The organism is Cupriavidus sp. IK-TO18, from assembly GCF_015549295.1.
GTDB classification, from domain to species: Bacteria; Pseudomonadota; Gammaproteobacteria; order Burkholderiales; family Burkholderiaceae; genus Cupriavidus; species Cupriavidus oxalaticus_A.
This window is the reverse complement of record NZ_JADGMP010000031.1, coordinates 1-21,893: the sequence shown is the minus strand read 5'-3', so window position 1 is coordinate 21,893 and position 21,893 is coordinate 1. Positions and strand designations below refer to the sequence as shown.

Here is a 21,893-nt window from a genome sequence, read left to right as displayed (position 1 = left end):
GCCTAGAGCGATCGATGGCTGAGTTTTGCCTGTCACGGAACTCAGCCCTGACGCTCCGCCGTGCCCTCGAAATTACGATGAGCTATACGACACTCTCCCTCGCCCGCGAAGGCCATCTCGCACGCGTCACCTTGAATCGTCCCGATGTCCGCAACGCCTTCAACGATATCCTGATCGCCGAGCTGACCAGCGCGTTCAACGCCCTGTCGGAAGCCGAGGACATTCGCGTCGTTGTCCTGGCAGCCAATGGCACCGCGTTCTGCGCGGGCGCCGACCTGAACTGGATGAAGCAGATGGCAAGCTACTCGCGCGAAGAGAACTTCGACGATGCCAGGCAGCTTGCGCGAATGCTCCATGCCATCTGGAGTTGCCAGAAGCCGGTGATCGCCGCGGTCCAAGGTGACACGTACGCGGGCGGCATGGGGCTGGTCGCCGCCTGCGACATCGCTGTTGCGGCGAATCACGCAAACTTCTGCCTATCTGAAGCGCGCATCGGCCTGATACCCGCCACCATCGGGCCGTACGTGGTCCGTGCCATGGGCGAGCAGGCGGCGCGCCGCTACTTCGTCACCGCCGAACGGTTCGATGCGCTGCATGCGCTGCGGCTCGGTTTCGTGCACGAAGTCGTCGCACCTGATGCGCTGGAAGCGAAGGTTGCCGAGATCGCCACGATGCTGGCTACTAACAGCCCCGCCGCGGTGCGCGAAAGCAAGCGTCTGGTCCAGAACATCTCGGGCCGCCCGGTTAGCCTCAATCTCATCAACGAAACCGCGGACATGATCGCCACGGTCCGCTCCAGCCCAGAGGGACGCGAAGGTGTGCGCGCCTTCCTCGAAAAGCGCAAACCATCCTGGCTTGCACTCGCCTGAATCATTGCCCGGATCGGCAAGCGCAACCGCCGTCTGGCGGACCACTGCCTCAACCACGGAGCGTATCCATGCAACGCCCCCCTTCCCCACGCCTCCCAGAAGGCCTTCCCACGCGCGTCAAAGTCGTCGAGGTCGGTCCGCGGGATGGCCTGCAGAATGAACGTCAGTATGTACCGGCCAGCATCAAGGTTGATCTCATCAACCGCCTTGGACGTAGCGGACTGACCGCGATTGAAAGCGCGTCCTTCGTCTCGCCAAAATGGGTTCCCCAAATGGCAGACGGGCACGAGGTCATGCAGAGCATCAATCGCGTACGCGGCACAACTTACTCCGCGCTCACGCCAAACATGAAGGGCTTCGAAGCCGCGATGCGCGCCGGGGCCGATGAAGTCGTCATTTTTGGCGCTGCCAGTGAGGCCTTTTCGCACCGGAACATCAACTGTTCGATTGCGGAGTCCACCCAGCGCTTTGAGCCTGTGGCCAGCGCGGCGAAGGCAGCCGGCCTACGACTGCGTGCGAGTGTCTCTTGCGCATTGGGTTGCCCATACCAGGGCGAGGTTAGCATCGACGCCGTCCGGGACGTTGTGGCTCGCTTCGCGGATCTGGGCTGTGATGAAATTGACATTGCCGACACCATCGGCGTGGGTACGGCGGGGCGAGTCCAGGAAGTCATGGACGCCGCTGCCAGCGCATTCCGGTTGGATGGCCTCGCGGGCCATTTCCATGACACTTATGGCCAGGCACTGGCAAACATTCTCGCCAGTCTGGAGGTCGGCGTCAGTACGTTCCATTCCTCCGTCGCTGGGCTTGGTGGCTGCCCGTATGCCGCCGGCGCCACAGGCAACGTCGCCACCGAGGACTTGCTCTTTCTCTTGCACGGTCTGGGTATCGAAACCGGCGTCAACCTCGACGATGTCGTAGACGCGGGAGCATTCATATCGGGGGCATTGGGACGGCAAGGGGCATCGCGTGTCGGCAACGCCTTGCTGGCCAAGCGCGCGAACTTGTGCGACAACACCGGCTGAAGCCATGAACTGGCTTGATCATGCGGGCTTGGGTCTGCCAGGCAATGCCTGCAGTCGCCAGGATGATGCGGTGAGCAGCATGGCCGCCGGCGTCCCCAATCACTACCTGGTGATCTCTGCCTACACGCATCGGGAAGTCGTCTTGCGCCAGCTTTCCTTTCCCTATGCGGTCTCAGTCGACCTGGAGCGGCAAACAGCGTGGTGCAACGACCGCTCGGCCTCAAGGACACTGCGGCCTGGCCGACGTACGACCATACCATCGCTCACCCGATTCGACTTGCATCTCTCGGCAAACGCCAGCGTACAGGTCCAGGTTCAGCCCGAGGACATGGAAAATTTCTCGCGCCAGGCAAGGAAACCAATGACTCACGCGCTTGCCCGTTGCGTCTTCCTCCAGCCAGGTCGGAACTGGACGAGGCATGAGTGTGCAGCGCTGCTTCACCTGTCCACAAGCGAGCTGTCACGTCAGCTGTTTGCCGAAGGGGAGTGCATGCGAGATACGGTCCGGTCAAGCCGCCTTTCCAAGTTTCTTGTCGACCTTCCCCAGCTGCCGAAAGTCAACAATCGGCTCGCCGCAGCTTATGGTTTCCACTACCAGTATCTACTTGAAGAGGCCGTCTATGAATCCTTCGGCGTCACGCTTGCTACCTTGACAGCATTGATCCGAATGAATAACAACGTCATCCCTTGGCATCATCCGCTCCAGTAGCGTCCGCATCCAGGGATCGCACGATACCGTAAAGTCCGATTCGATGAGCCAGATATTCAGCCAACCGCCCACGCTTGAAGAACTTTCCCAGCTTGCCACAGGTCTCGATGCCATAGGCGCCATGAATCTGGAAATGCTCGACGGCTACTTCACCGCGTTGATCTGCGGCCCGGACAAGGTGACGCCGAGCGATTACTTGCCGGAAGTGTGGGGGAACAAGTATTCGGCTTACACCGACGAGTTGGCCACGGCCATCCTCAGGCTACTGATGCGTCACTGGAATGCGATCGCAATGCGTTTACAAAGCGGGCTTAATTCTCCCAACGCGTATCTGCCAATACTGCTCGATCGTGATCACGGTGGGGCGCGTGGCAATGACTGGGCACATGGGTTCATTCAGGGCGTACAAATATCCCTGGAAAGCTGGAATCGCCTGTTTAATGACGAGGATCACTGCGGCCTGATTGCCGCGATCATGATCCTCCATTATGAACACGACCCGGATCCAGGGATGCGACCTCCACGCATTCCTCCGGAAAAGCGCGAAGAGCTGCTAGGACTAATGATCCATTCCGTCCCGCTGATCTACCGCTATTTCGAGCCGTATCGAAAAGCGCTGGCCAGTCCGGTCTCCACCTCCCTGCTGCAAAGCGAAAGGTTTTATGTGCCGTGTCCTTGCGGCAGCGGTCGTGACCGCGAGCTTTGCTGTCTAGGTTTGACTCGCACATTGCATTGACCAACGACAAGCGATACTAGTAGATAGTTACTGCGGGACTGTCCTCAAGTGAAACTCCGCGACGTACTTGGAAAGCTGCTGCCGCCTGCCACGCCAGCAGCCGAGGCCGCCCTGCGGAAGCTGAGAGAGCCTTGTCGAAATCAGGACCCTGGCAATGGGGACGTGGCCACACGTTCTCCTCAGCCGATCTTTGCCGGTGCTGTAGACGTTCGTGCAGCGCAGCCAGCACCCCGCGATAAGCACAACGTTATCGTCCTTTTCTCCTCCATCCCGGCGATGCCATCGCCTCTGGGTGCATCCCCCGCCTGCGCGCCGCGACTTGTCACTCGTCAGAGAGATAGCGTAAGCGCAATGGCGGTAGCCGGCTGCGGATTCAATTGGTCGATGCAACACACTGAAGACTGCTGAATTGCTCTGGCCTGCCTCGAAAGAGGTGCTGCCCTGCCGGCAAGGCAGCTTGCGGCGCTTCTCGATTGTGGTCACGATCCCAACGGCCAACCAGCCGACACTCCAAAGGCGCCTGACACCACGCTTTCAGGTATGACCGTTGCCAAGATAAAGGAGGTTTTCAAGGAGAGTGGAGGAAACCGTACCTTGGCCGCAAAACGCTCAGGTATTGCTCGCTCACCCTATGGCGTCCCCTCAAGGATTAGCGATTGCTTCAGAACATGCCACGAAGATGGGTCGTCTAGAGACAGCAGGTGTTATTTCGAGATCGTGAAACTATTTATGGAGACTTTCATTCACCGCTGTCACTCGCCTTCATCCCCTCCCCTTGGATTCCAGCGGCGCCTCCGCAGATAACTGCGCGTTATCGTACCTTATTGCTATGTCCTGGCAACGCCGGTAATCCTGTCCACGCGCTTTCGAGTCTGAGAGAGCGCAGCAGTAGCCGTCGGTCACCTTCTGGCGCTCGCCACAGCTCGCGAACGACCGCACCTCGTACACAGCCGACACTTTCCCGACAATCATCCATTTCTGCGGCGCAACTTCGCATGCGCAGGCGACAAGCCGGCCATTCTGGGCAGCGCCGGTGACCTAGTAGGTCCTAGCTAGTGAGCCACAAAGCATGAGCAACTCCCGGCTGGGTTACTTCCGGCTCAACGCCATACTCGCACTGCGGTGCCAGTGCCCGGGTGGAGAGTGCCGTTGCCGGACAGCGGGCCGCCACCACACAGACGCGAACTGCACAGGAACTCGAACAGTTCACCCCAAGGAGGGAATTCGCCCCTCCTTGCTACTTACAGGTCCGCAGGCTGCCGTGGGCGGATGATAAGCTCGCTGCCGCCGCGGATGACATCAAAGAACTTGTCGGCGCCTGAGTCAGTGAAGATGCGCTTGCGGCCGTCGAAAGTCGTGACCTCCAACTGGACCGACTTGAAGTTCTGAGGAATGGGCAATCGCAGGTCTTCCGTCCAGTTTAGCGCGCCGGCCTGCGCAGGCAGCTTAGCCTTGACGGTTACCATCTGATAGATCGGCCCCTTTACGACGCAGTTTTGCCAACCCGGGCCATACTTGATATTCAGCGGATTACCCTGTTTGATTTCGTCGAGGTGGGCTGAGTGAACAATTCCATCCGCAGTGGACTCGCTCTCGCTAATCCCATTGCATTTGCCAGCCTCACCGCCTGCGCCAGCCTGTTTGAACGCATTGACACCCTGCTCCCAATCCCAGCGCCAGCCAGCCTTGGGCTTGACGACTTTCTTGACGTCCTTGTTCTTACCTTTAAATTTCTGCTTTTGAGAAGTCCATTCCTCGACCACCTTCTGTTGGCCCTCGGTTTCCACCACATAGGAGAAGTGCCCCAAATTGGAGGGTAAGGTGACGATTGGCAGCTCTCGCTCGACTGTCTCTCGCGTGCCGGAGAGTTGATTCCAGAATCCTTCCTTGGGCGCGGAATAGGTAAGTTTCAGTGGCACAATAGCCAGCTTGTCCGCTTCCCCCTGCAACGCAGTGACAGGAACGGTGTACAGAACCTCCATCGGCCCCACCACCATGCGGGCTGCGGGCCCCTGATTAAGCGTCAGAACCGGGTCTCCCTTGTCCAGGTTAACGCCGTTGACTCGCAAGGTCACTGCATTTTTGATTTGCGCCGGCTTTACACGCGGGGAATATCGAGTGACATACGTACTGGTGCTGAACGGAATGCTCTCGACCAGTTGGTTAGCCTGATTGACCAGCAACTGGGTCGCTTCCAGGCGGTTCGCGATGTCTTGGTTGGCCCGCTCCGTCAGTTGTCGGGCATTATTGAAGGTCTGCCTCTGGGTCTCGCTAAGGTCCGAGAATGCCTTGTCCAACAGCTCTTTGTTCGCCTCCTTCCAGGTTTCAATGACACCCTTCGCTTCAATGGCGGCGCGCATGGATAGGTAGTCGCCGGCGTCCTGAGCGGAAACGATGAGATCATCCAGCCCACTGAAAATCTGCGAAATGGTGGCGCTCGTTGTAAGGCCTCCCACTGCCGCGGCGACCTGAGCATGAGCTGCTGGCATGGCCGTCAACGCAAGTGCCACCGAAACTGCCGCGCCGATTCGTTGATACTTCAACATACCCGTCATGATTCTCCCTTCTTATTCATGTTTTAAAATGCGCGCTTAATGTACCAAGGAGTTCTTTGAGGCGGGTAGCCAAGTGCGTTCATACAACACTGCAAAAAGGCGTAGCTACGGGCGGTCCGACGCGAGCTCTTGGCCGGTGATCGCCGGTCTGGCGGCCTTGGGGCTCATCGCCGGCGGCGCCCTGGTGGGTTATTTCCCGCGCCAGGCCGGCATTGTCAGCCTCACCACGTTCTTCGCTTATGCCGACGACAAGACGCGGGCCAGCCGAAATACGTGGCGCACGCCTGAGACCACCCTGCACCTCCTCGCGCTCTGCGGCGGCTGGCCGGGCGCGCTTGCCGCCCAGCACCTGCTCCGACACAAGAACCGGAAACGGGCGTTTCAGGTGTTCTGGGGCACGGTCAGCGTGAACGTTGGCGCCATGGTGCTTTGGCAATCCGTCATGGCGGCGTGAGGAAGGGACAGCCGAAGTCCGTCTGGGGCAGCGAAGAGAGCTAGATCGGGCGTTATGTTCAATATTGGGTTGGACATGCTTGTTCGCCTGCCCGCCGCGGGCATGGCAAATCAGGTTCGAGTTGGTGAGATAGACTTAAAGATATCCATGCGGAGGGTGTGCCTCGTAACGCGCTGGCTTTGCTGTCGCCCGCCGGGATAGCGACGGCCATGCCCTCCCCCGCTGCCAGCCCGAACAAGCCCTAGAGCGCGCTGGCGTCGAGCCCGATCGGCGAGGTGGGCCGTCAAACCCTTGCGTGAATCGATCTGTCTGGCAGAATCGCCGGGTCCTATACCAACAACGAGCGCGCCGTGAACACTCAGCAATTCACCCTAGCCGCACCGTCACGGGAAAGGAAATCCTCCGCCACGCCCATGGCTCACGGCACCCCCATGGTCGTCGCCCCTGTTTCGGAGGAAATCCTTCTGAGTCGCCTCAAGGAATTCAAGGCCGCGTCAGTTGGCGAACGCACTTTCGGACCGTCATGGGTCAACGACCTCGGCGTCGCGTGCATAGTGCTCGTAGCTCATGACCGTGCCCTGCCGGCGCAGATTCGTCGCGAGCGCGAATGTACCTTGGCGGCGTGGCGCTGGAACGGGACGCCCGCGGCAGCCTTGATGATGACCGTTGTGGCCAAGGGACATGAACGCCCCTACGGCCGTTGGATTGACAATGCCACGTCGCCCGTTGTCGCCGCCCTGCGCCGCGAGGGGCGTTTCTACCTTACCGTAGCCAGCCTGGATGGGTCTCACTCCGGCTGGATGGAGGCTCATCTCTACTCTGGATCCGACCACCAGAAGCCGGACACGACAGCCTGGGACTACCTTTGGACGTTTGAAGTGCCGGGCATTCCATGCTCGAAGCTTGGCGAACGCTTCGACATCCTGCGACGCGATCGCTATCCCGAAGGCACTGAGCCTATCCCTTTATGGCCAGCACCTTCTGACGCCTGGGTCGAACTCGCCTATGGCAGGCGTCCTTGGGATAACTGCCTGCAGGCGAGAGACCGCGCACGGGGAGCGTGGGCCCACCAGCACCACCACATCCGTGGACGCGCGGCCGGCATGATCCAGACCATCTTTGAACGTCAGACTCTGGATGGCATTGCGCCGGTTATTGGCGCAGATGGCACCTGGTTGCCCAAACTCCATAAAGCGGAGATCACGGGAATTCTCGAAAGCGCACCGGCAGTGCGCCGCTGGCTCACCGCCATGGCTGGGCCGAACCCGTGCGCGAAGGCGGCATACGATGCGTGCTACGAGATATTGAACGACGCGCCGGCAATGTACCTCGTCGTGTCTCGGCTCATTTTCCTCCTGAATGAATCCGAAGACTACCAGCTCGTCTACGCCGCATCGCACACGATAGAAGCGGTGCTGCTCGACGAGCGCGTGACTGACTGGGGCGCGCGCCGTCCATGGCTCGAGAACGTCGGACACGGACTCCGCCTGCGTAGCGAGCCTATCGAGCTGACCGCGCCCCTGGATGACATCCGCGAGTATTGGCGAAGCGGACTTGACATTGGGGAGTTGCTCGACTCCGGTCCCCGGCTCGCGCCGCATGATTTTCCCGCCCCTCTCCGAGGTATTTGCGAGGCACTCCAAACGGTAAAGCTCGACGGAACGGTTGACGAAGCCGAAGCCACCATCTCCCGCTTACTGGTTGAAGCCCAGGCGGCCCGCCAGTGGTCGATTCCGTGGGGCGCCCGGGTCGAAATCTCCTTTGGACCCTTCGTAGCCATGCGAATCTTCGAGAAAGACGGCGAGTTCGCCTGTCACTTTCTGGATCCGGAGGACCGCTACTATCTGACCTCGATCGGGCTTACAGGGAGCGAGCCGACCATCAACACTAAACAGGTGTTCAGCATGCTGGGCGCAGGCGATCCTCTTACGAACGAACACGCGGAAATGACCCTGAAGCTGATCGCCGCGGCGGTGGTTCGGGATTTCGTGGTGGTCGAGGATCGCACAGCGGTATTCTCGGCGCGCAACTTCCGCAAGCGAATTCGAGGACGCGACGTTCGGACTCTCATCTACCTCCCGCGCGTTCGCTACGATCGGCTGACCACCGAGGGATTTGCGCAGATTACTGGCGAAGGCCAGGCAAAGGGCCGGGTGAAGCATCACGTGGTGGCGCACTTTCGCAAGTCGGACAACCCGACCACTGAGCAACTGTTCCTTGCCAAGCGATATGGCATCAACGTACCCGAGGGCTTTACGTTCGTGCGCGGTCATGATCGCGGTGGTGTCGCGGATGCCGCGCGTGTGCACATCTACCGTAGCCGTTCGGCATCGCGGATGATCTTCACCGAGATTGCAGCCGCCCCGTCAGGCAGCCGGCCTGCGTGGTTCGACTTCGAGAAAGACTGCCTGGTGGCGCTCGAGAAGCGCGGCATGAAGGTCATTCATCAGGCGGCCAACCGCGACGGTGACGGCGGCGTGGACCTTTACGCGGTGGATGCCGATGGCAGTCCCTGCGTGGTGCAGTGTAAGTGCTGGGCGGCGCATCGCAAGGTCGGGCCGGACGTGGTGCGCGAACTTGCTGGCGCCATCCAACTCACCGGCAATGGATCGAGTACCACCGCGAAAGGTATCCTCATCACCACTAGCAGCTTTACGCCTGGTGCAGTAGAAGCGGCCGTTGCGCTCGGCTATGAGCTGATCGACGGGCAGCGCTTCACTAAGCTGATCACAGACTAAAGTTCGAGCGAATGCGCTATTAGAATAACCATGAATAAATCCTTGCGTACCGAGGCAGAAGTCTTCGCAGACTTGACTGCACTTTGCCAACGTCCAGGCTATATCTATGCTGTGGCACACCTATGCTTCCGGGACAATGTCATCTTCTACTCGGGGGAGATGAAGGCGGACGATTTGAAGACCATGTACTCGCCCACGCGACTGATCCGCCCCGAGATCAACACACTGCTTGGCTTGATGATCAAAGCAGAAATCACTTGGACTCTGCCAAAGCCAGCGACGCTGCAATCATACGTAGAAGAGAGTGAACGCCTGTTGAGCGAGTTGCACGATTGCCTGACTCGCGAGTTCTTCTCAGGAATTACGCCCGAGACGTTGCAAAGCGGCTCGTTCGATCCATTTGATCGAGGAGCCGTCTTACGAGAGCCGATCTTCTACAGCGGCGAGGCGGCCTATAACTTCCAGTACCTCGACTTGGCGACCAGAAAGTACGCACCGGACGCGAAATGGCTGTTAGAAAATCGCGGGTTCACAATGGAACAGGCTGCGCGTATATCGAAAGCAATGGAAGCAGTCCATGCCGACCGAATGTATGCCATACGGGAGCGACTTAAGAAGCAACGCCCTGACGAGTGGACCATGCTTCCTGTCTTCGCGTGCACTGTCGAGGAAGTGGCGGCAAAGACCAACCTTGAGTTTGATCTAGTAGAGCGAGTCCTGGATGCTTTCACTGCGTCACCTTTGGAGCGCAACCCCGGGTTCAATGAACTGCACGATTTTAATATTCTTGCAGCCACACCGCTATTGCGCATGCCGACGGGGGAATATCTGTCGCTCCAGGCATACACATTAGCCGAAGCCATCTATGACGCCCCCTTCTACTGGATGGCGCAAGACAAAGCCTACTTGCCGACGTTGACAAAGAACCGAGGTGATTTCACGGAAAACTTCGTCGCCGAGCGCCTGGGCCTAGTTTTCGGGCCGGAGCATGTCTACTCGAATGTCGATATTTTCGCGAAAAAGTCGACCCGAGTGTCGGATGTTGATGTGCTAGTCGTTTGGGGAGATCGAGCCATCATTGTACAAGCGAAATCCAAGCGGCTCACTTTGGAAGCAAGAAAGGGAAACGATCAGGTTATTCGCGACGATTTCAAGAAAGCAGTGCAGGCCGCGTATGAGCAAGGTGCTACTTGTGCTAGATGCCTCTTTGACAAGAGATACAGATTTGTTATGGCAGATGGGCGTGATGTCGAGTTGCCCCGCGATATCAAGGAGGTCTATCTACTCTGTGTAGTTAGCGACCATTACCAAGCTCTCAGCTTTCAAGCTCGGCAGTTCCTGAAAACCGAAGTCATCGACCGAGTGCAGGCGCCCCTAGTGTTGGACGTGTTTGCCTTGGATGCGATGACAGAGATGCTGCAGTCCCCGTTGCAGTTCCTCAGCTATATTAATCGCAGAGCGAACTACGCCGAGCAAGTTATGGCATCGCAGGAGCTAACGATTCTCAGTTATCATTTAACGAAGAATTTGTGGGTAGATGCTGACGTGGGTCTCATGCACCTTGGGGATGATTTTTCTGCTGGACTCGATGTAGCAATGGCGGTCCGACGGGCGGGTGTCACGGGAGCGGCGACACCCGATGGGGTTCTAACACGCTTTCAAAAGACAATTTTCGGAAAGATTGTCCGAGAGATCGAAGCCCGGCCAGAAGCAGCGACGATCGATCTTGGTTTTTTCTTGCTCGCAATGAGCGAGAAGGCCGTAACCCAAATGAGTCGGGTTGTGGACAGACTGGCTGCGCGCACTCGCGCCGACGGAAAGACGCACGATGTTACCTTCGCATACACGGACGGCGCCGGAATTACATTTCACTGCACCGATGAGCCGGCGCACATCGCCGGACCGCGTTTGGATTTCTACTGCCGGCGTCGTAAGTTTAAGCAACATGCCGAAAGATGGTTCGGCCTTTGTATGGCGTCAAACGGGCCTGATGTGAGATTCGGAGTCTCGCTGACCTATCCTTGGGCCGATGATCCCGATATGGCGGAAGACACGAAAGACATGCTCGCACCGTTGCCGATCGACCAGGCGATCTCTGCTGTCATGTCTGGCCGCAAACGGGTGGCAAAAGTCGGTCGTAATGACCCTTGCCCCTGTGGCAGTGGTGAGAAGTATAAGAAGTGCTGCATCGACTAGCAGGCTGCTGAAGTATGTGCCAAGCCACGATTGGAGATTCCGCATGTCGCCCCTACCCGTCCCAACTCTGCCCCGCGGCGTTGCGATAGCAGACCAAGGGCGCTGGTGCGAGTGGCGGCGGTGGCGGAGAGCGCGGCGGATCGAAGCACCCCGCCGCTTCCAGCTCCTCCATGGTCAGCCAGTAGTCGGCCATCTCGGCCGGGATCCAGCGGATTGCCGCCGCCCGCTCAGTGTTTGCTGTCATCGTGGCTGTCGCTGGTGTCGCTGCCATCTTCCGGGCTCGGGGCGCTCGCCCCATGTTCTTCGGCTGGCGGTTCGCGTGATGTGTCGCTTGCTGAAGGCGCCGGGCCGCCGTCCCGCTCACGCTGCGCCAGCCGTAATCGGCCCTGACCAAGATACGCCCTTATGCTCTACAGCGCATAAGGGCGTATCTTGATCGCAGGCCAGTTTAATTCGCGCGCTCGCGCTCTTCATTCTGGTAAAGTCATCAACTCGGCAAACCAAATAGTAGTGAAAATGAGCCACGAGGTCACAACAAATATCCGGTTCCAATGTCCAGAATGCAGCGCACCCGTAAGTGTCGACGCTGAAGTACCGGCGGTTGACTATTCCTATGATAGGCTGAGCGACTCTTTATCAGAGGACTACATTGAGCTCGAGTGTGTGCATTGCAAAGCAACATTCGAGGCGCACGTTCAGAATTCTCCATCGCATTGCGCTGTGCAGCTGACTAAGCATCCTGACGTTGAAGTGGAGGCAGATGACGCCCCTTGGCCAGCCTCCTCACCTGAGGATGAGTATTGGCTCAACGATGACGTTCCGCAAAATCCCTTCAATGTGTTTGAGGATGCTTTCCGTCGTTTAGGTGACATCATTGCCGAGTATGGGGTCGGAGGTCGCGGCACGCTTCCGCATTCTGCGGACGTTATAAATCGCATGGTATATGCGAGCGCCATTGGTGCGATGGAAGCGTTCTTGAGCGACACCCTTGTAAATACTGTCAGAAAGGACAATGTCTTTCTGGATCGCTTACTCAAGGGCGACAACGAATTGAGTAAGATTAGCGTTTCACTTAGCGAAATCAGTGGAAACCCTTTTGTGGTGATGCAACGGACCCAGACGCATCTGGCTTCGCTGATCTATCACAACCTCGCTAAGATCGGAAACTTGTACAAGGTCGTCCTCAACGGTGTCGAAATACTTCCCGATCCAGAACTTCGGAAACGCCTTATGAAGGCAGTGCTGACTCGGCATGACATTGTTCATCGAAATGGGAAGGACAAGGACGGGGCGGAGGTGGGCCTGCCCACGGCGCTCGTTACGGCGACAATTGATGATGTGCGAACGTTTGTCACGCACGTGAATTCTTGCGTGACCTCGGCATTGATAGCCGCGTACAAGGAACGATATGGTCCAAGCGAAGGGGCCATTGACGAGATGTCCGTTATGTAACTAAGAGCGCAAATATTCTTGCGATGAGTTCCTTACGGACAAAAAGATTATGCTTTCGGTAGTCTTCGGATAGTGCCCAGTCCGGCGGCAAGATCTTTTGCTTTCCAGGACCTAGCACTAGCCCAGGCAGGATAGACTACGGCGCTCAGGATGGCCCCAAGCTGGGGCGCAGCTAGCTCTACCTGGCGCCCTAGTCTAGCTAGGTTCTGAACATCCCGTAATGCCGCAATCAATTTTGGCGACATTAAGCTTGTCGGTGTCTCCGTGCTGGCGAAACACCAGCGTCCAGTGTTTACATGCGGATCAGGCAAAGCAACAACCGCCCCATTAGCACAGTCTTGCCGACCTCGTCGACGCCCTGAATGGCAAGACGATCAATTCCGACGGTAACGATTGCCATGGACTTCGCCTTCTTGGCTGTGATGCAGCCTCGACATGACGCCATGGGCACGTCGTCCGCTCCAACTGGCGGATTCCGCCGCAAGTTCGGGTCGGGACCAGTCGGCTACCGGCCTTGACGTTCCCATCCAATCGGGAATCCAATGCTTGATGCCCTACCCCCCCACATGACTTAATACAAGACCTCAGCCTACCAGGAAAGCCGCGAAACCCGCGCGGTGATAGATGCTGCTTCGCGCAGCTTCATCCGCTATGCGGCGCGCCAAGCCTCGCATCTGAGCGAGCAACAGTTCCCTCAACGCCCATAGGTCGGGTGAATCAGCACCGGCATTGCCTATGTCTTCAATCAACTTTCGAACGTAGGTCTTTGTTTCATCATCTATCTCGGAACTGGTGAGACACCTTAACAGGCAGATCACAAAAAGAGTTTCATTTTGGAAGTCTCGAATTACCCTTGCACCCAGCACAAGAGACTTTGGGAATCCATCGGGATTTATGTAAGGAGGTTTCCGCGTTCGTGCTTGTTGCACGGCACTCGCACAATGGAAGAGCAATTGGATAGGCGCGGCGCCGGCGACCAGCAAGGGCGAGTCATTTCCAAAAATGGGGGCGGACTGGCCTTGATCGAGACATACCCATTCCGTGCGGACTAGGCCAATCTCCATCTGCCCCAAAAGCGCGCCTCGCTCGTCCGTCCCACCTTGCTCTTCCTCGTCAAACTCCAAGGGAAGCTGAGAAATGTTGCGGGCTTCTCGGCACCACGGGCAAGCGCGCTCGCCGGAGTCGGGGAGTGCAAATCGATAAAGCCAATCAACACGGAATGCCCTCTCATCGTGATCAGAGGCGATACCTCGAATAGCTGTGTCCATCTCGCTTTCTTTGGCCGGAAGAACAAGCAGTGGCATGAGAGTGATTAGCCTCGGCGCCACGAAGTGGTCGTTCGATCCACGAATGGCTTTGACGTATGTTTGCATCCTTTCGGGGCCATACGCCATGTCATCGACTATCAATATGGATTGGGACCGCGAAATTGCGTCCGCAAGACTGCGATCCGTCTCGATGGCAAGATTGAGGCGCAACGACCCGTGAGAGATTACGGGAATCGGCAGTTCGAGTGCGAGCAGTCGTCCGATTGCTGCCGCGCCTGGATGCATAGGGGTGATAATGAGGTCAGGGGCGGGGTCCATACCTCGGATCTTACCGAGGAGTTCCTCACGAAACTCAGGAATCTCGAGCAATTTCTCCACGTTGATGCTAAATGCGCGATGTTTCCCGCTTTGCCAGCTCGTATCATTGACGTGTGTACGCAAAACCCCGTCAATATGGCCGTAAGACTCGATGAAGGTACGCTGCGCCTCGAAAAGTGGGGGAGGCAATGCTCGCGTGTCGACATTTCTCGCCGCAAGGAAGTATCGAGCGCGATCGATGCGGAATACAGGACTGTTGCCCTGCTGGCAAGCCTCGCAATTTTCAGACGAGCTCTTGTGCCAATAGTCATCGATCTGTAATGCGCAAAATGCTTTGGGCGCTGGGTCTGGTGTGGTTGCGTACAGCACTGAGGTGCCTACAGGCACATCGAGCGACTCGGCGACTTTCCGCAACGTCTCGATGAGCCCGCCGGTAGATGACACGCTGACAATGAAGTGAATCCGAGAGTCGGCCGTAAGGCGTGGCTGCAACCAATGACGAAGATCTGCCGAACTGTCTGGATTCTCGGGGTATGCGCGCACGCAGTCATAAGTCATCGCCAGTTTTGGGAAGACGTGACTAAGACGAAGCGCAAGAACAAGTGTGCTGGGATTGTCAACGAGCACAACTAAGCCAAAAGTCTGGTTTGACGTGGTACCAATGGCGTGCTGTCCGCAGATGTCTCGAGCGACCCAATATACGAGCTTGTCCAGATCGTCAGTACTTGCAAGGCACTCGGCAAGGCGGAAGAAATGAGACGTGTGCGCCCTTGATGGCAGTTCAAAATGGCCGCCGTCTACCGCCAGCACTGCTCGGCTTCGATGCACATTTACGATGTCTGCCAGTTCCTGGCTGCGGATATCGGTAAGCTCCTCCGGCATCATCACAGCGAGGGCCGGGCCACCGTTTCCGTCGACGGTCACTATCAATGGAGTCTTTAGCATGTCTTCAGGAGACGCATCCGCGACGATCTCGTTCAACTGAGGCAAGCGGGGCAGGATCGCCAAGCGTCCACCTTTCAAGCGCTTCGAAACATCCGCCAAAGCGTGTTTCAGCCGGTCGGAGTCAGTCTCTACTGTCTCGGCAATAACCGCTTGATTGAAGGTCCCAATCGCCGTCAGCAAATTTCGGAACAGAGGCAAGGCAACACGAGCGACGTATGCCCCTGTCCTTGCATGATCAAGCGTAGTGGAAGAAAGAGCAGCGTCGATATCGGCGATGGACTCAACTTCGCCGCGAATAAACGTCCAGCGGGTATCTGTCATGGCCGCCTTAAAGAGCGAGTACGCGCTGATCGACGTCGGTAAAGAGCACAGGAACAAACAAGTCTACACAAGTTCCTGCTATGAATTGCTGAGGTAGCGTGGAGAGAACGGCGCCATCCATTGTCGGCATCTTGTCTTCTCCGAGCGAAAAGTCTTTGACAAGCCGATAGCCAGCAGAAGTAACCTGAAGGCGCGTCCGTAGGCGAAAAGCCGCTTCCACGACCTTAAGCAAGCCCATCCCTTTCTCGACGGAACTCACGCTCTTGCGGGTCTGCCTCAACTGAAACGCCCTGCGCAACCGATCTTCAGGACGCTCCTCAGCGGACTCGGCAGGGAGTGTGTTCTGAATGCCTTCTCCCATGTCCATAACGGATATGCAAGCCAACAGTCGGTCTTTGTCGGTCTTTTCCATCTCCGCGATGCGTGTTAGAAATTCCCGCATCTCTACAGAAATGTCTCGTCTGCCTAACTGGGCAGCGTTAAAGACAATCTTGGTAACCGAGATGCCTCGTGTGCTATGCCTTGCCACACGAGCGTCGTGTGGGCGTCCGTGCTGTAGCGTGTTCGCAAAGGTCTCGTATATGAAATCCGTCAGTGTTGGAAGAGTGCTTTGGCTAGCAATGCGCCCCAAGCCCATGCCTGACAAGATTCTGTGCAATCCGGAAGCGAACTGCGAAGGCAAAGGTAAGTCGGTAGCAATGACGTTCGAGTGGGTATCAAATACGCGAGGAATAGAGCGTTTGGGATCAAATGCCAAGATCCCGACGCGGTCTCCAAGTCCAATTACGCCGCGCTTCGCATCGTAGCTGCGGCCTGCAAACTTCCGAAGCTCAGTCGCGCCGATCTCAGGGCTGTCGCGAAACACTGCGGTCGCACATGCTCGTAAGAGTGCATAGCCGAACATCGTGGACAGGAGCGTTCCACAGAAGTCGTTGTCATCCCGAGGAAAAGCGAATTCGCAATGAATGTGTAACGAAGAGCATCTCTTGATGGCCGCACTGAGGTACCCCAAGGCCAACCCTTCCGCGCCAGCTTCGAATTCCGCGGTTTTGCCTATTACAAGGCTAAGGGGAGTTTCGCCCGCGTCTGGCCATTGCAATACATTTTCGGCGGCAATGCGATCATGCAGCGTGACTTGGGTAGGCATGCAGTTACTCCGGGGAGTTCAACGCTAACAATTCCATGGGTTCGGGATCATAGCCGACTGTAGCTGGTTCATCGACCGCTAACTGGGTAGGCAAACGAACGCGGAAGCATAGATCATGGACTTCCGGGGAGCGCCCCTGACCAAGATACGCCCAAACCGCTATCATAAGCCCTCTGGTTATATAGATGGAAACGTTGATTACTTGTGGAAATAAGCACGGAACTGTCACCTCCCCAGCTAGGCTGGCCGGCCTTTCAGCGATTGTCGAGATCCTGTATGGCCACCGTCGAGCGTACCGCCTACCCGCGTTTCCCAAAGGTCTTTTCCCTCAAGGAATTGCGGGCCTGCTACACACCAAGCGCGGACGAGTTGGACTGGGCGACCCCGGTCCACACGCGGACAAGAATCGCGACTTGGTCTGCTGGTGCTCCTGAAGTAGAAAGGTGTCGCCGACCTTGTTCCGACACTACACGGCCGTGCGAGAGTTCCTTGGCATCCAGGCCTCCTGGGGTGATCGTGCTTTGGGCGCAGAATGATACGCTGAGATCCGGAAGTTTCAATGCCATCAATGACTTACGGCACAGGAAGAAACAACACGCGTGGCACGCGTAAGTCGTTGAGTTATTGAAATATTTTTCCTTCTCACCCCAGATTAGAGGAAGACTCAGAGGTGACATCGTTGAAAGCCTGCAACTCTGCCCCGCGGCGTTGCGGTAGCAGACAACTGGGGGGGGAGGCGGTGGCGGATTGAAGCTATACGCAATGCGTGTCACGTCTCGTCATCGTCTAACGCGCGCAGTACTTTACCGATGCGTTCGTTCAGCACATTGTCTGTGTCGATGGCTTCATTCAGCTTACGCTCGGACTCAGATTCGGACTTAGCCATCGAAGCAGCGGCGCACTGCCCGACAAACCGTGACGCTAGCTCCCGTATATCGCCATCACGCACGCGCACGGAAAGCTTTATCACGTCTGCGCTAGCGCTGCGAAGGCCCTCGCTAACCTCGTTCCCGAGCAGGCTCTTCCCCCACGTACCGCCCCGCCTTACGGCCATCGCGTCCTCGTGGTGTGCTCTGCCTGCAAAACGTCCCAGCCTGGCTGCCATCTCCTGCAGTTCCAGCAACGTGGCGCGCTGCAATTCGTTTCGCTTGATACGGCGCTCAGCGTTCCGTGCGCCGGCTTCGCGCTTGTCCTTGCGACTGTCCGTTGCCCAATCCCCCGCCCCCTTTAGCAGCGCGCCGAGAATGAGCGTAAGGACCGGAAACCAAACCTCCTGAGAAATGCCGAACACTTTCGCCTCCGTTGTTGAATCCTGAGATATGCCACCGCAACACGGCTGCTGCGCTGCCTCAACTTGCGCCGGCCGGCACCCCTGGTGTTGGGCGCGTCTGCCGCCGCGCCTGTTGTGGAACGCGCAACGATGCAGGCGCACTCTAGTTGAACATCGTGAAATCGAAGGCGAAGAGTTCATCATTGTCTTTCGAAATCATCACAGCATTGAACTTCGCTCGACCGGGATTGCGAAGGATTGCCTGATCCCAGGGTTCTGTGTCGCACCTATCGTAATCAGCAGGCGGCATCTCTACGCCCGGGAAAACGGCGGCAGATAGGAGCGCAAAGTAGTACGAGTGATAGCGACCAGAATGGCCGAAATACTCCTCTTTCCACAGCGTGTAAAACTTTGTGCTTGAGTCCACCTTCATTTCGAGATTCCCGTTTGGTTGCAACTCGCACACATCCGAGAAAGTCGATGCCCCCAGACGAAAATCGAACGGGAAAATCTCGAAGCGATTCGGCCATGCCATGCGTAGCGACACCAAGACAACATTCGCTACAGAAGCACCATCGTAGTTGATCTGAAGAAGAGCGTTTGCAAAACGATATGCCGCCCGGCCGCTCTCATATTCATGTGGGTGCCCCAATAACTCGATCACTTTGCGCCGGTGAACATATGGCCCAATAAGTTCAAGGATATTTTTGGGGGCCATCTGATACCCGAGACGCCGAGGAAACCACTGCCGCCAAAAGTACAGGACCGCAGCCTTGACAGGTCCGACAGCCCGCGAAGCAATCGACGTTACTAAAGGATCCATGTGCATTAGTGCTGGCTATTTGAACCGAACAGCCCAGAATTGAGGGACGCCCGGGATTCCCAAAAAATCCGCCATATCCGCCGCAAGCCTATGATTAAAAGGAAAATTTCACGCTTGCAGCAACCACCGAGCTTCGTCTATCCGACCCGGAAAAACTCAACCGACTGCCCCGCATTGACCGCCCGCCGCAGCCAGTCCGGCATCTCGCCCTGCCCGTCCCAACTCTGCCCCGCGGCGTTGCGGTAGCACACCACTGGCGCCGGAGCCGGAGCCGGAGCCGGTGGCGGCGGTGGCGGATCGAAGCACCCCGCCGCGGCCAGTTCCTCCATGGTCAGCCCGTAGTCGGCCATCTCCGCCTGGATCCAGCGGATCCGCCGCCCGCTCATTGATTTCTGTCATTGGTGCTGTCGTTGCTGTCGTCACTGCTGTCGCTGCCGTCTTCCGGGTTCAAGGCCTGCGGCTGGCGCGCCCTGCTTGTCGTCTTGCGGTTCGTCCAGCTCGGCCGGGGCGTTAAGGTCGACGGTAGGCTTTCACGGACCGAAAGTTGACACTTACAACCAGAAGCCACAATTGCAATCACTCGAAATCCAAGCCCCCAGCAGCCTCCCAATGATCGAAGGGTCTCGGATCGAGCAGGTACTCCTGAATACCGGCATGCTCGCCTTGGCTCTTCAACGGAAGCGCCTTTAAAGCAGGGATGATGCCTAATTCAAGTTGCCCCACCATCATGCCGGGAACGAACGGAGAAAAGAAGAGCACGCGGTGGTCGAACAGCGCCAGATCACCATTGACAATCGCTGCGACCTTGTTCTTCTGCATCTGCGCAAACTTCTCTGGCGATGAAAACGCTAATGAGTAAGAGTTGATGAAGTCCAATTCACGATAAACGTCATGTTCCTCGAACGCTTGGTCGAGGCCGAGTCCACGGCGAAGAAAGATGTCATCCGAAGAAAGGCAGTCTGCATTCGGATGCACAGCCTTCCAGGCCTCGAGATGTTTGTAAAGCAACTCGTGATTTAGTTGGAGAATCCGAGCAACGTCTAGCGCGCTGAGCATCGCTGCAGGTAGGTCCTGCTGGTCGAGGATCACGACGTCCTTGAGTTCGGATGGTTTGATTAGTGCCACAACGTATTCGCGGACCGCAGCCTTTAGTCCACTCACTCGGGGACCGCGTCGGCCCTTTGCGCCAGAGAACCAGTCGACAGCGACTGTGTGGCAAAACTCGAAGGCCTTTGCCTCGCCGATGCGATCGCTCAGCTCGACCAAGAACTCGTGCTCGAGTTGCCCTTTTTGGTCTTGGAAGTAAGAAAGTTTCTCAGCAGCGATCTCAGAACCGTCTGCCCATTTCACTGAGCCAGGTACATTGGTCGAACGCTGAAGCGGTTGATCCTGATCGTGAATGGCATCAAGAAATAGCTCCATCGCGAAAGCCGAGTCTCGGTACTGAGGCAGTTGCATAGTCTGAACTGCGGGACTCCGCGATGGATCGTCAGACGGCTCAAGGCTATCGGAGTTCATTGACATTACAGATTATTGCAGGGAGCGGCCATGCAGAGCGCTTGCTGGGGTCATCGTACTTTCCGTGCATTTTCTGGCGGTATGCAGCGGAAAGAGCTTATCAATCAATAGGTTAATAATACTCCGGCAGCGCGTGATGCATTGCGCCGCAAAGCCTTGCTCCGGGCTGGTCTGCGGCCTGGTACCGCCATTTTTTTCATGAAAAGGACGATGCCCCCTATTGAAGCCAGATAGTCTACGGTGCTATCCAACCCGGAAAAACTCCACCGACTGCCCCGCATTGACCGCCCGCCGCAGCCAGTCGGGCATGTCGCCCTGCCCGTCCCAACTCTGCCCTGCGGCGTTGCGGTAGTAGACCACTGGCGGTGGCGCGGGTGCTGGTGGCGGAGGAGGCGGCGGATCGAAGCACCCGGTCGCCTCCAGTTCCTCCATGGTCAGCCCGTAGTCGTCCATCTGCGTCTGGATCCAGCGGATCGCGTCCGCCCGCTCAGTTTTTGCTGTCATCGCTGCCGTCACTGCTGTCGTTGCCTTCGTCCTGATTGTTAGGCAGCGCCGCCGCCCCCGGCTCGTTGCCCGGCTCTTCCCCTTGGGCTTCCTACGCAATGGCCGCCGAACTTCCGGCCTGGTGAGTTTGCTAGTCAGAATAGGGGCGGACCGGCCGCGCCCGCCAACCTGTCGTTCAGTACAAGAGATCGATTAGGAAACGCTCGGGCTTCTTGCCAATCCACGCGGGAGCCCGACCGCGCCCTGACCAGGTCTGGCCCGTCTTGGGGTTGCGGTACCTCGGAGGCGGCGCGGCCTTCGTCTTGGTCCGAACAGCGCGGGCAGCGGGCTCAACACCGGGCTTGCCCGCAATGTCCTCAATGCTGAGGTCGTACTCTTGCATCAACTGCTGAATCTCCTCCACGACCATTGGCACTTCCGTGGCTCGCAACTGCTCAAGTTGCGCATTGACAGATGCCAGTTGGGCGAGCAGTGAGGATTGGGACGGGCTTTGGGTTGCGGTAGGCGCTTTTTGCTCCTGTCGCGGCTTCCGGGTTTGCGTCTTCTGAGTCGGTGCTTCCGGGGCAGCCTCCACTCCAGGCAGTGTTATCTGCTTCGGCCCGCGCTTCCGGGTTGGGGTCTCTTGAGTCGTGACTTCCGGAGCGGCAACTTCAGCTAGGATTTTCGGCTTCCGACCGCGCTTCGGGGCCCGCGTCTCTTCCGGCGCTGCTTCCGCAGCGGCAGTTTCGGTGAGCGCGTTCGGCTTCCGACCGCGCCTCGGGGCCCGCGTCTCTTCCGGCGCAGCTTCCGCAGCGGCAGTTTTGGTGAGCGCGTTCGGCTTCCGACCGCGCTTCGGGGCCCGCGTCTCTTCCGGCGCAGCTTCCGCAGCGGCAGTTTCGGCGAGCGCTTTCGGCTTCCGACCGCGCTTCGGGGCCCGCGTCTCTTCCCGCGCAGCTTTCGGAGCGGCGGTTTCGGTGAGCGCTTTCGGCTTCCGACCGCGCTTCCGAGCCCGCGTCTCTTCCGGCGCAGCTTCCGGGGCGGCAGTTTCGGTGAGCGCTTTCGGCTT

At 57.8% G+C, this 21,893-nt stretch carries 17 protein-coding genes and 2 pseudogenes; 9 read left to right on the top strand and 10 right to left on the bottom strand.

Annotation, left to right across the window (positions count from 1 at the left end; translation table 11 throughout):
• Nucleotides 1-77 precede the first annotated feature (77 nt).
• The 4 genes from IPF36_RS24135 to IPF36_RS24120 all read left to right on the top strand — a co-directional run bounded on the left by IPF36_RS24135 (nucleotide 78) and on the right by IPF36_RS24120 (nucleotide 3,339).
• Nucleotides 78-869 (top strand): enoyl-CoA hydratase/isomerase family protein, encoded by a 792-nt coding sequence (locus IPF36_RS24135; RefSeq protein WP_195430755.1) that lies wholly within the window; start codon nucleotides 78-80, stop codon nucleotides 867-869.
• 68 nt (nucleotides 870-937) lie between these two features.
• Nucleotides 938-1,894 carry a hydroxymethylglutaryl-CoA lyase gene (locus IPF36_RS24130; protein ID WP_195430752.1) on the top strand — a complete coding sequence of 319 codons (957 nt, stop codon included), beginning with the start codon at nucleotides 938-940 and terminating at the stop codon, nucleotides 1,892-1,894.
• A 4-nt stretch (nucleotides 1,895-1,898) separates the two neighbouring features.
• A complete protein-coding gene (locus tag IPF36_RS24125) occupies nucleotides 1,899-2,603 on the top strand; it encodes a hypothetical protein (RefSeq protein WP_195430750.1) in 705 nt (234 codons plus the stop codon).
• Between the two features lie 43 nt (nucleotides 2,604-2,646).
• Nucleotides 2,647-3,339, top strand: coding sequence for a UPF0149 family protein (locus IPF36_RS24120; RefSeq protein ID WP_195430748.1), 693 nt, complete (start codon nucleotides 2,647-2,649; stop codon nucleotides 3,337-3,339).
• Nucleotides 3,340-4,580: 1,241 nt separating this feature from the next.
• Here the strand turns inward: IPF36_RS24120 and IPF36_RS24115 are convergent.
• Nucleotides 4,581-5,894 carry a hypothetical protein gene (locus IPF36_RS24115; protein WP_195430745.1) on the bottom strand — a complete coding sequence of 438 codons (1,314 nt, stop codon included), beginning with the start codon at nucleotides 5,892-5,894 and terminating at the stop codon, nucleotides 4,581-4,583.
• 136 nt (nucleotides 5,895-6,030) lie between these two features.
• Here IPF36_RS24115 and IPF36_RS24110 point away from each other — a divergent pair, with 136 nt between their 5' ends.
• The 3 genes from IPF36_RS24110 (at nucleotide 6,031) to IPF36_RS24100 (ending at nucleotide 11,282) form a co-directional block, all read left to right on the top strand.
• Nucleotides 6,031-6,348 (top strand): DUF1294 domain-containing protein, encoded by a 318-nt coding sequence (locus IPF36_RS24110; protein WP_368671188.1) that lies wholly within the window; start codon nucleotides 6,031-6,033, stop codon nucleotides 6,346-6,348.
• A 350-nt stretch (nucleotides 6,349-6,698) separates the two neighbouring features.
• A complete protein-coding gene (locus IPF36_RS35140; protein WP_195430742.1) occupies nucleotides 6,699-9,086 on the top strand; it encodes a restriction endonuclease in 2,388 nt (795 codons plus the stop codon).
• Between the two features lie 30 nt (nucleotides 9,087-9,116).
• Nucleotides 9,117-11,282, top strand: a complete 2,166-nt coding sequence (locus tag IPF36_RS24100; protein ID WP_195430740.1) for an SEC-C metal-binding domain-containing protein — start codon at nucleotides 9,117-9,119, stop codon at nucleotides 11,280-11,282.
• A 55-nt stretch (nucleotides 11,283-11,337) separates the two neighbouring features.
• On the opposite strand, the pseudogene IPF36_RS24095 reads toward IPF36_RS24100, so the two are convergent.
• A pseudogene (locus IPF36_RS24095) lies at nucleotides 11,338-11,526 on the bottom strand (H-NS histone family protein); the annotation flags it as partial.
• Nucleotides 11,527-12,002: 476 nt separating this feature from the next.
• On the opposite strand from IPF36_RS24095, the gene IPF36_RS24090 reads away from it, so the two are divergent.
• On the top strand, nucleotides 12,003-12,734 hold the full coding sequence (locus IPF36_RS24090; RefSeq protein ID WP_195430735.1) for a hypothetical protein: 732 nt from the start codon (nucleotides 12,003-12,005) through the stop codon (nucleotides 12,732-12,734).
• Nucleotides 12,735-13,318: 584 nt separating this feature from the next.
• Here the strand turns inward: IPF36_RS24090 and IPF36_RS24085 are convergent.
• Together IPF36_RS24085 and IPF36_RS24080 are read right to left on the bottom strand one after the other, a co-directional pair.
• Nucleotides 13,319-15,586, bottom strand: a complete 2,268-nt coding sequence (locus IPF36_RS24085; RefSeq protein ID WP_195430732.1) for a hypothetical protein — start codon at nucleotides 15,584-15,586, stop codon at nucleotides 13,319-13,321.
• A 7-nt stretch (nucleotides 15,587-15,593) separates the two neighbouring features.
• Nucleotides 15,594-16,733: a hypothetical protein gene (locus IPF36_RS24080; RefSeq protein ID WP_195430729.1), complete on the bottom strand. Its 1,140-nt coding sequence runs from the start codon at nucleotides 16,731-16,733 to the stop codon at nucleotides 15,594-15,596.
• Between the two features lie 276 nt (nucleotides 16,734-17,009).
• On the opposite strand from IPF36_RS24080, the pseudogene IPF36_RS35135 reads away from it, so the two are divergent.
• Nucleotides 17,010-17,245 (top strand): annotated as a pseudogene (locus tag IPF36_RS35135) (DUF4158 domain-containing protein); the annotation flags it as partial.
• 257 nt (nucleotides 17,246-17,502) lie between these two features.
• On the opposite strand, the gene IPF36_RS24075 reads toward IPF36_RS35135, so the two are convergent.
• The 6 genes from IPF36_RS24075 to IPF36_RS34820 all read right to left on the bottom strand — a co-directional run.
• Complete coding sequence (locus IPF36_RS24075; RefSeq protein WP_195430725.1) at nucleotides 17,503-18,024, bottom strand: hypothetical protein; 522 nt, start codon at nucleotides 18,022-18,024, stop codon at nucleotides 17,503-17,505.
• Nucleotides 18,025-18,166: 142 nt separating this feature from the next.
• The gene (locus IPF36_RS24070; protein WP_195430721.1) at nucleotides 18,167-18,826 is read right to left on the bottom strand and encodes a hypothetical protein; all 660 of its coding nucleotides are present in this window, start codon (nucleotides 18,824-18,826) and stop codon (nucleotides 18,167-18,169) included.
• A gap of 137 nt (nucleotides 18,827-18,963) precedes the next feature.
• Nucleotides 18,964-19,212 carry an H-NS family nucleoid-associated regulatory protein gene (locus IPF36_RS24065; RefSeq protein WP_195430718.1) on the bottom strand — a complete coding sequence of 83 codons (249 nt, stop codon included), beginning with the start codon at nucleotides 19,210-19,212 and terminating at the stop codon, nucleotides 18,964-18,966.
• A gap of 190 nt (nucleotides 19,213-19,402) precedes the next feature.
• Nucleotides 19,403-20,284, bottom strand: a complete 882-nt coding sequence (locus IPF36_RS24060) for a hypothetical protein (protein ID WP_195430708.1) — start codon at nucleotides 20,282-20,284, stop codon at nucleotides 19,403-19,405.
• Nucleotides 20,285-20,587: 303 nt separating this feature from the next.
• A complete protein-coding gene (locus IPF36_RS24055; protein WP_195430705.1) occupies nucleotides 20,588-20,848 on the bottom strand; it encodes an H-NS family nucleoid-associated regulatory protein in 261 nt (86 codons plus the stop codon).
• A gap of 175 nt (nucleotides 20,849-21,023) precedes the next feature.
• A partial coding sequence (locus tag IPF36_RS34820) for an H-NS family nucleoid-associated regulatory protein (RefSeq protein ID WP_255519887.1) occupies nucleotides 21,024-21,893 on the bottom strand: 870 nt, incomplete at its 5' end.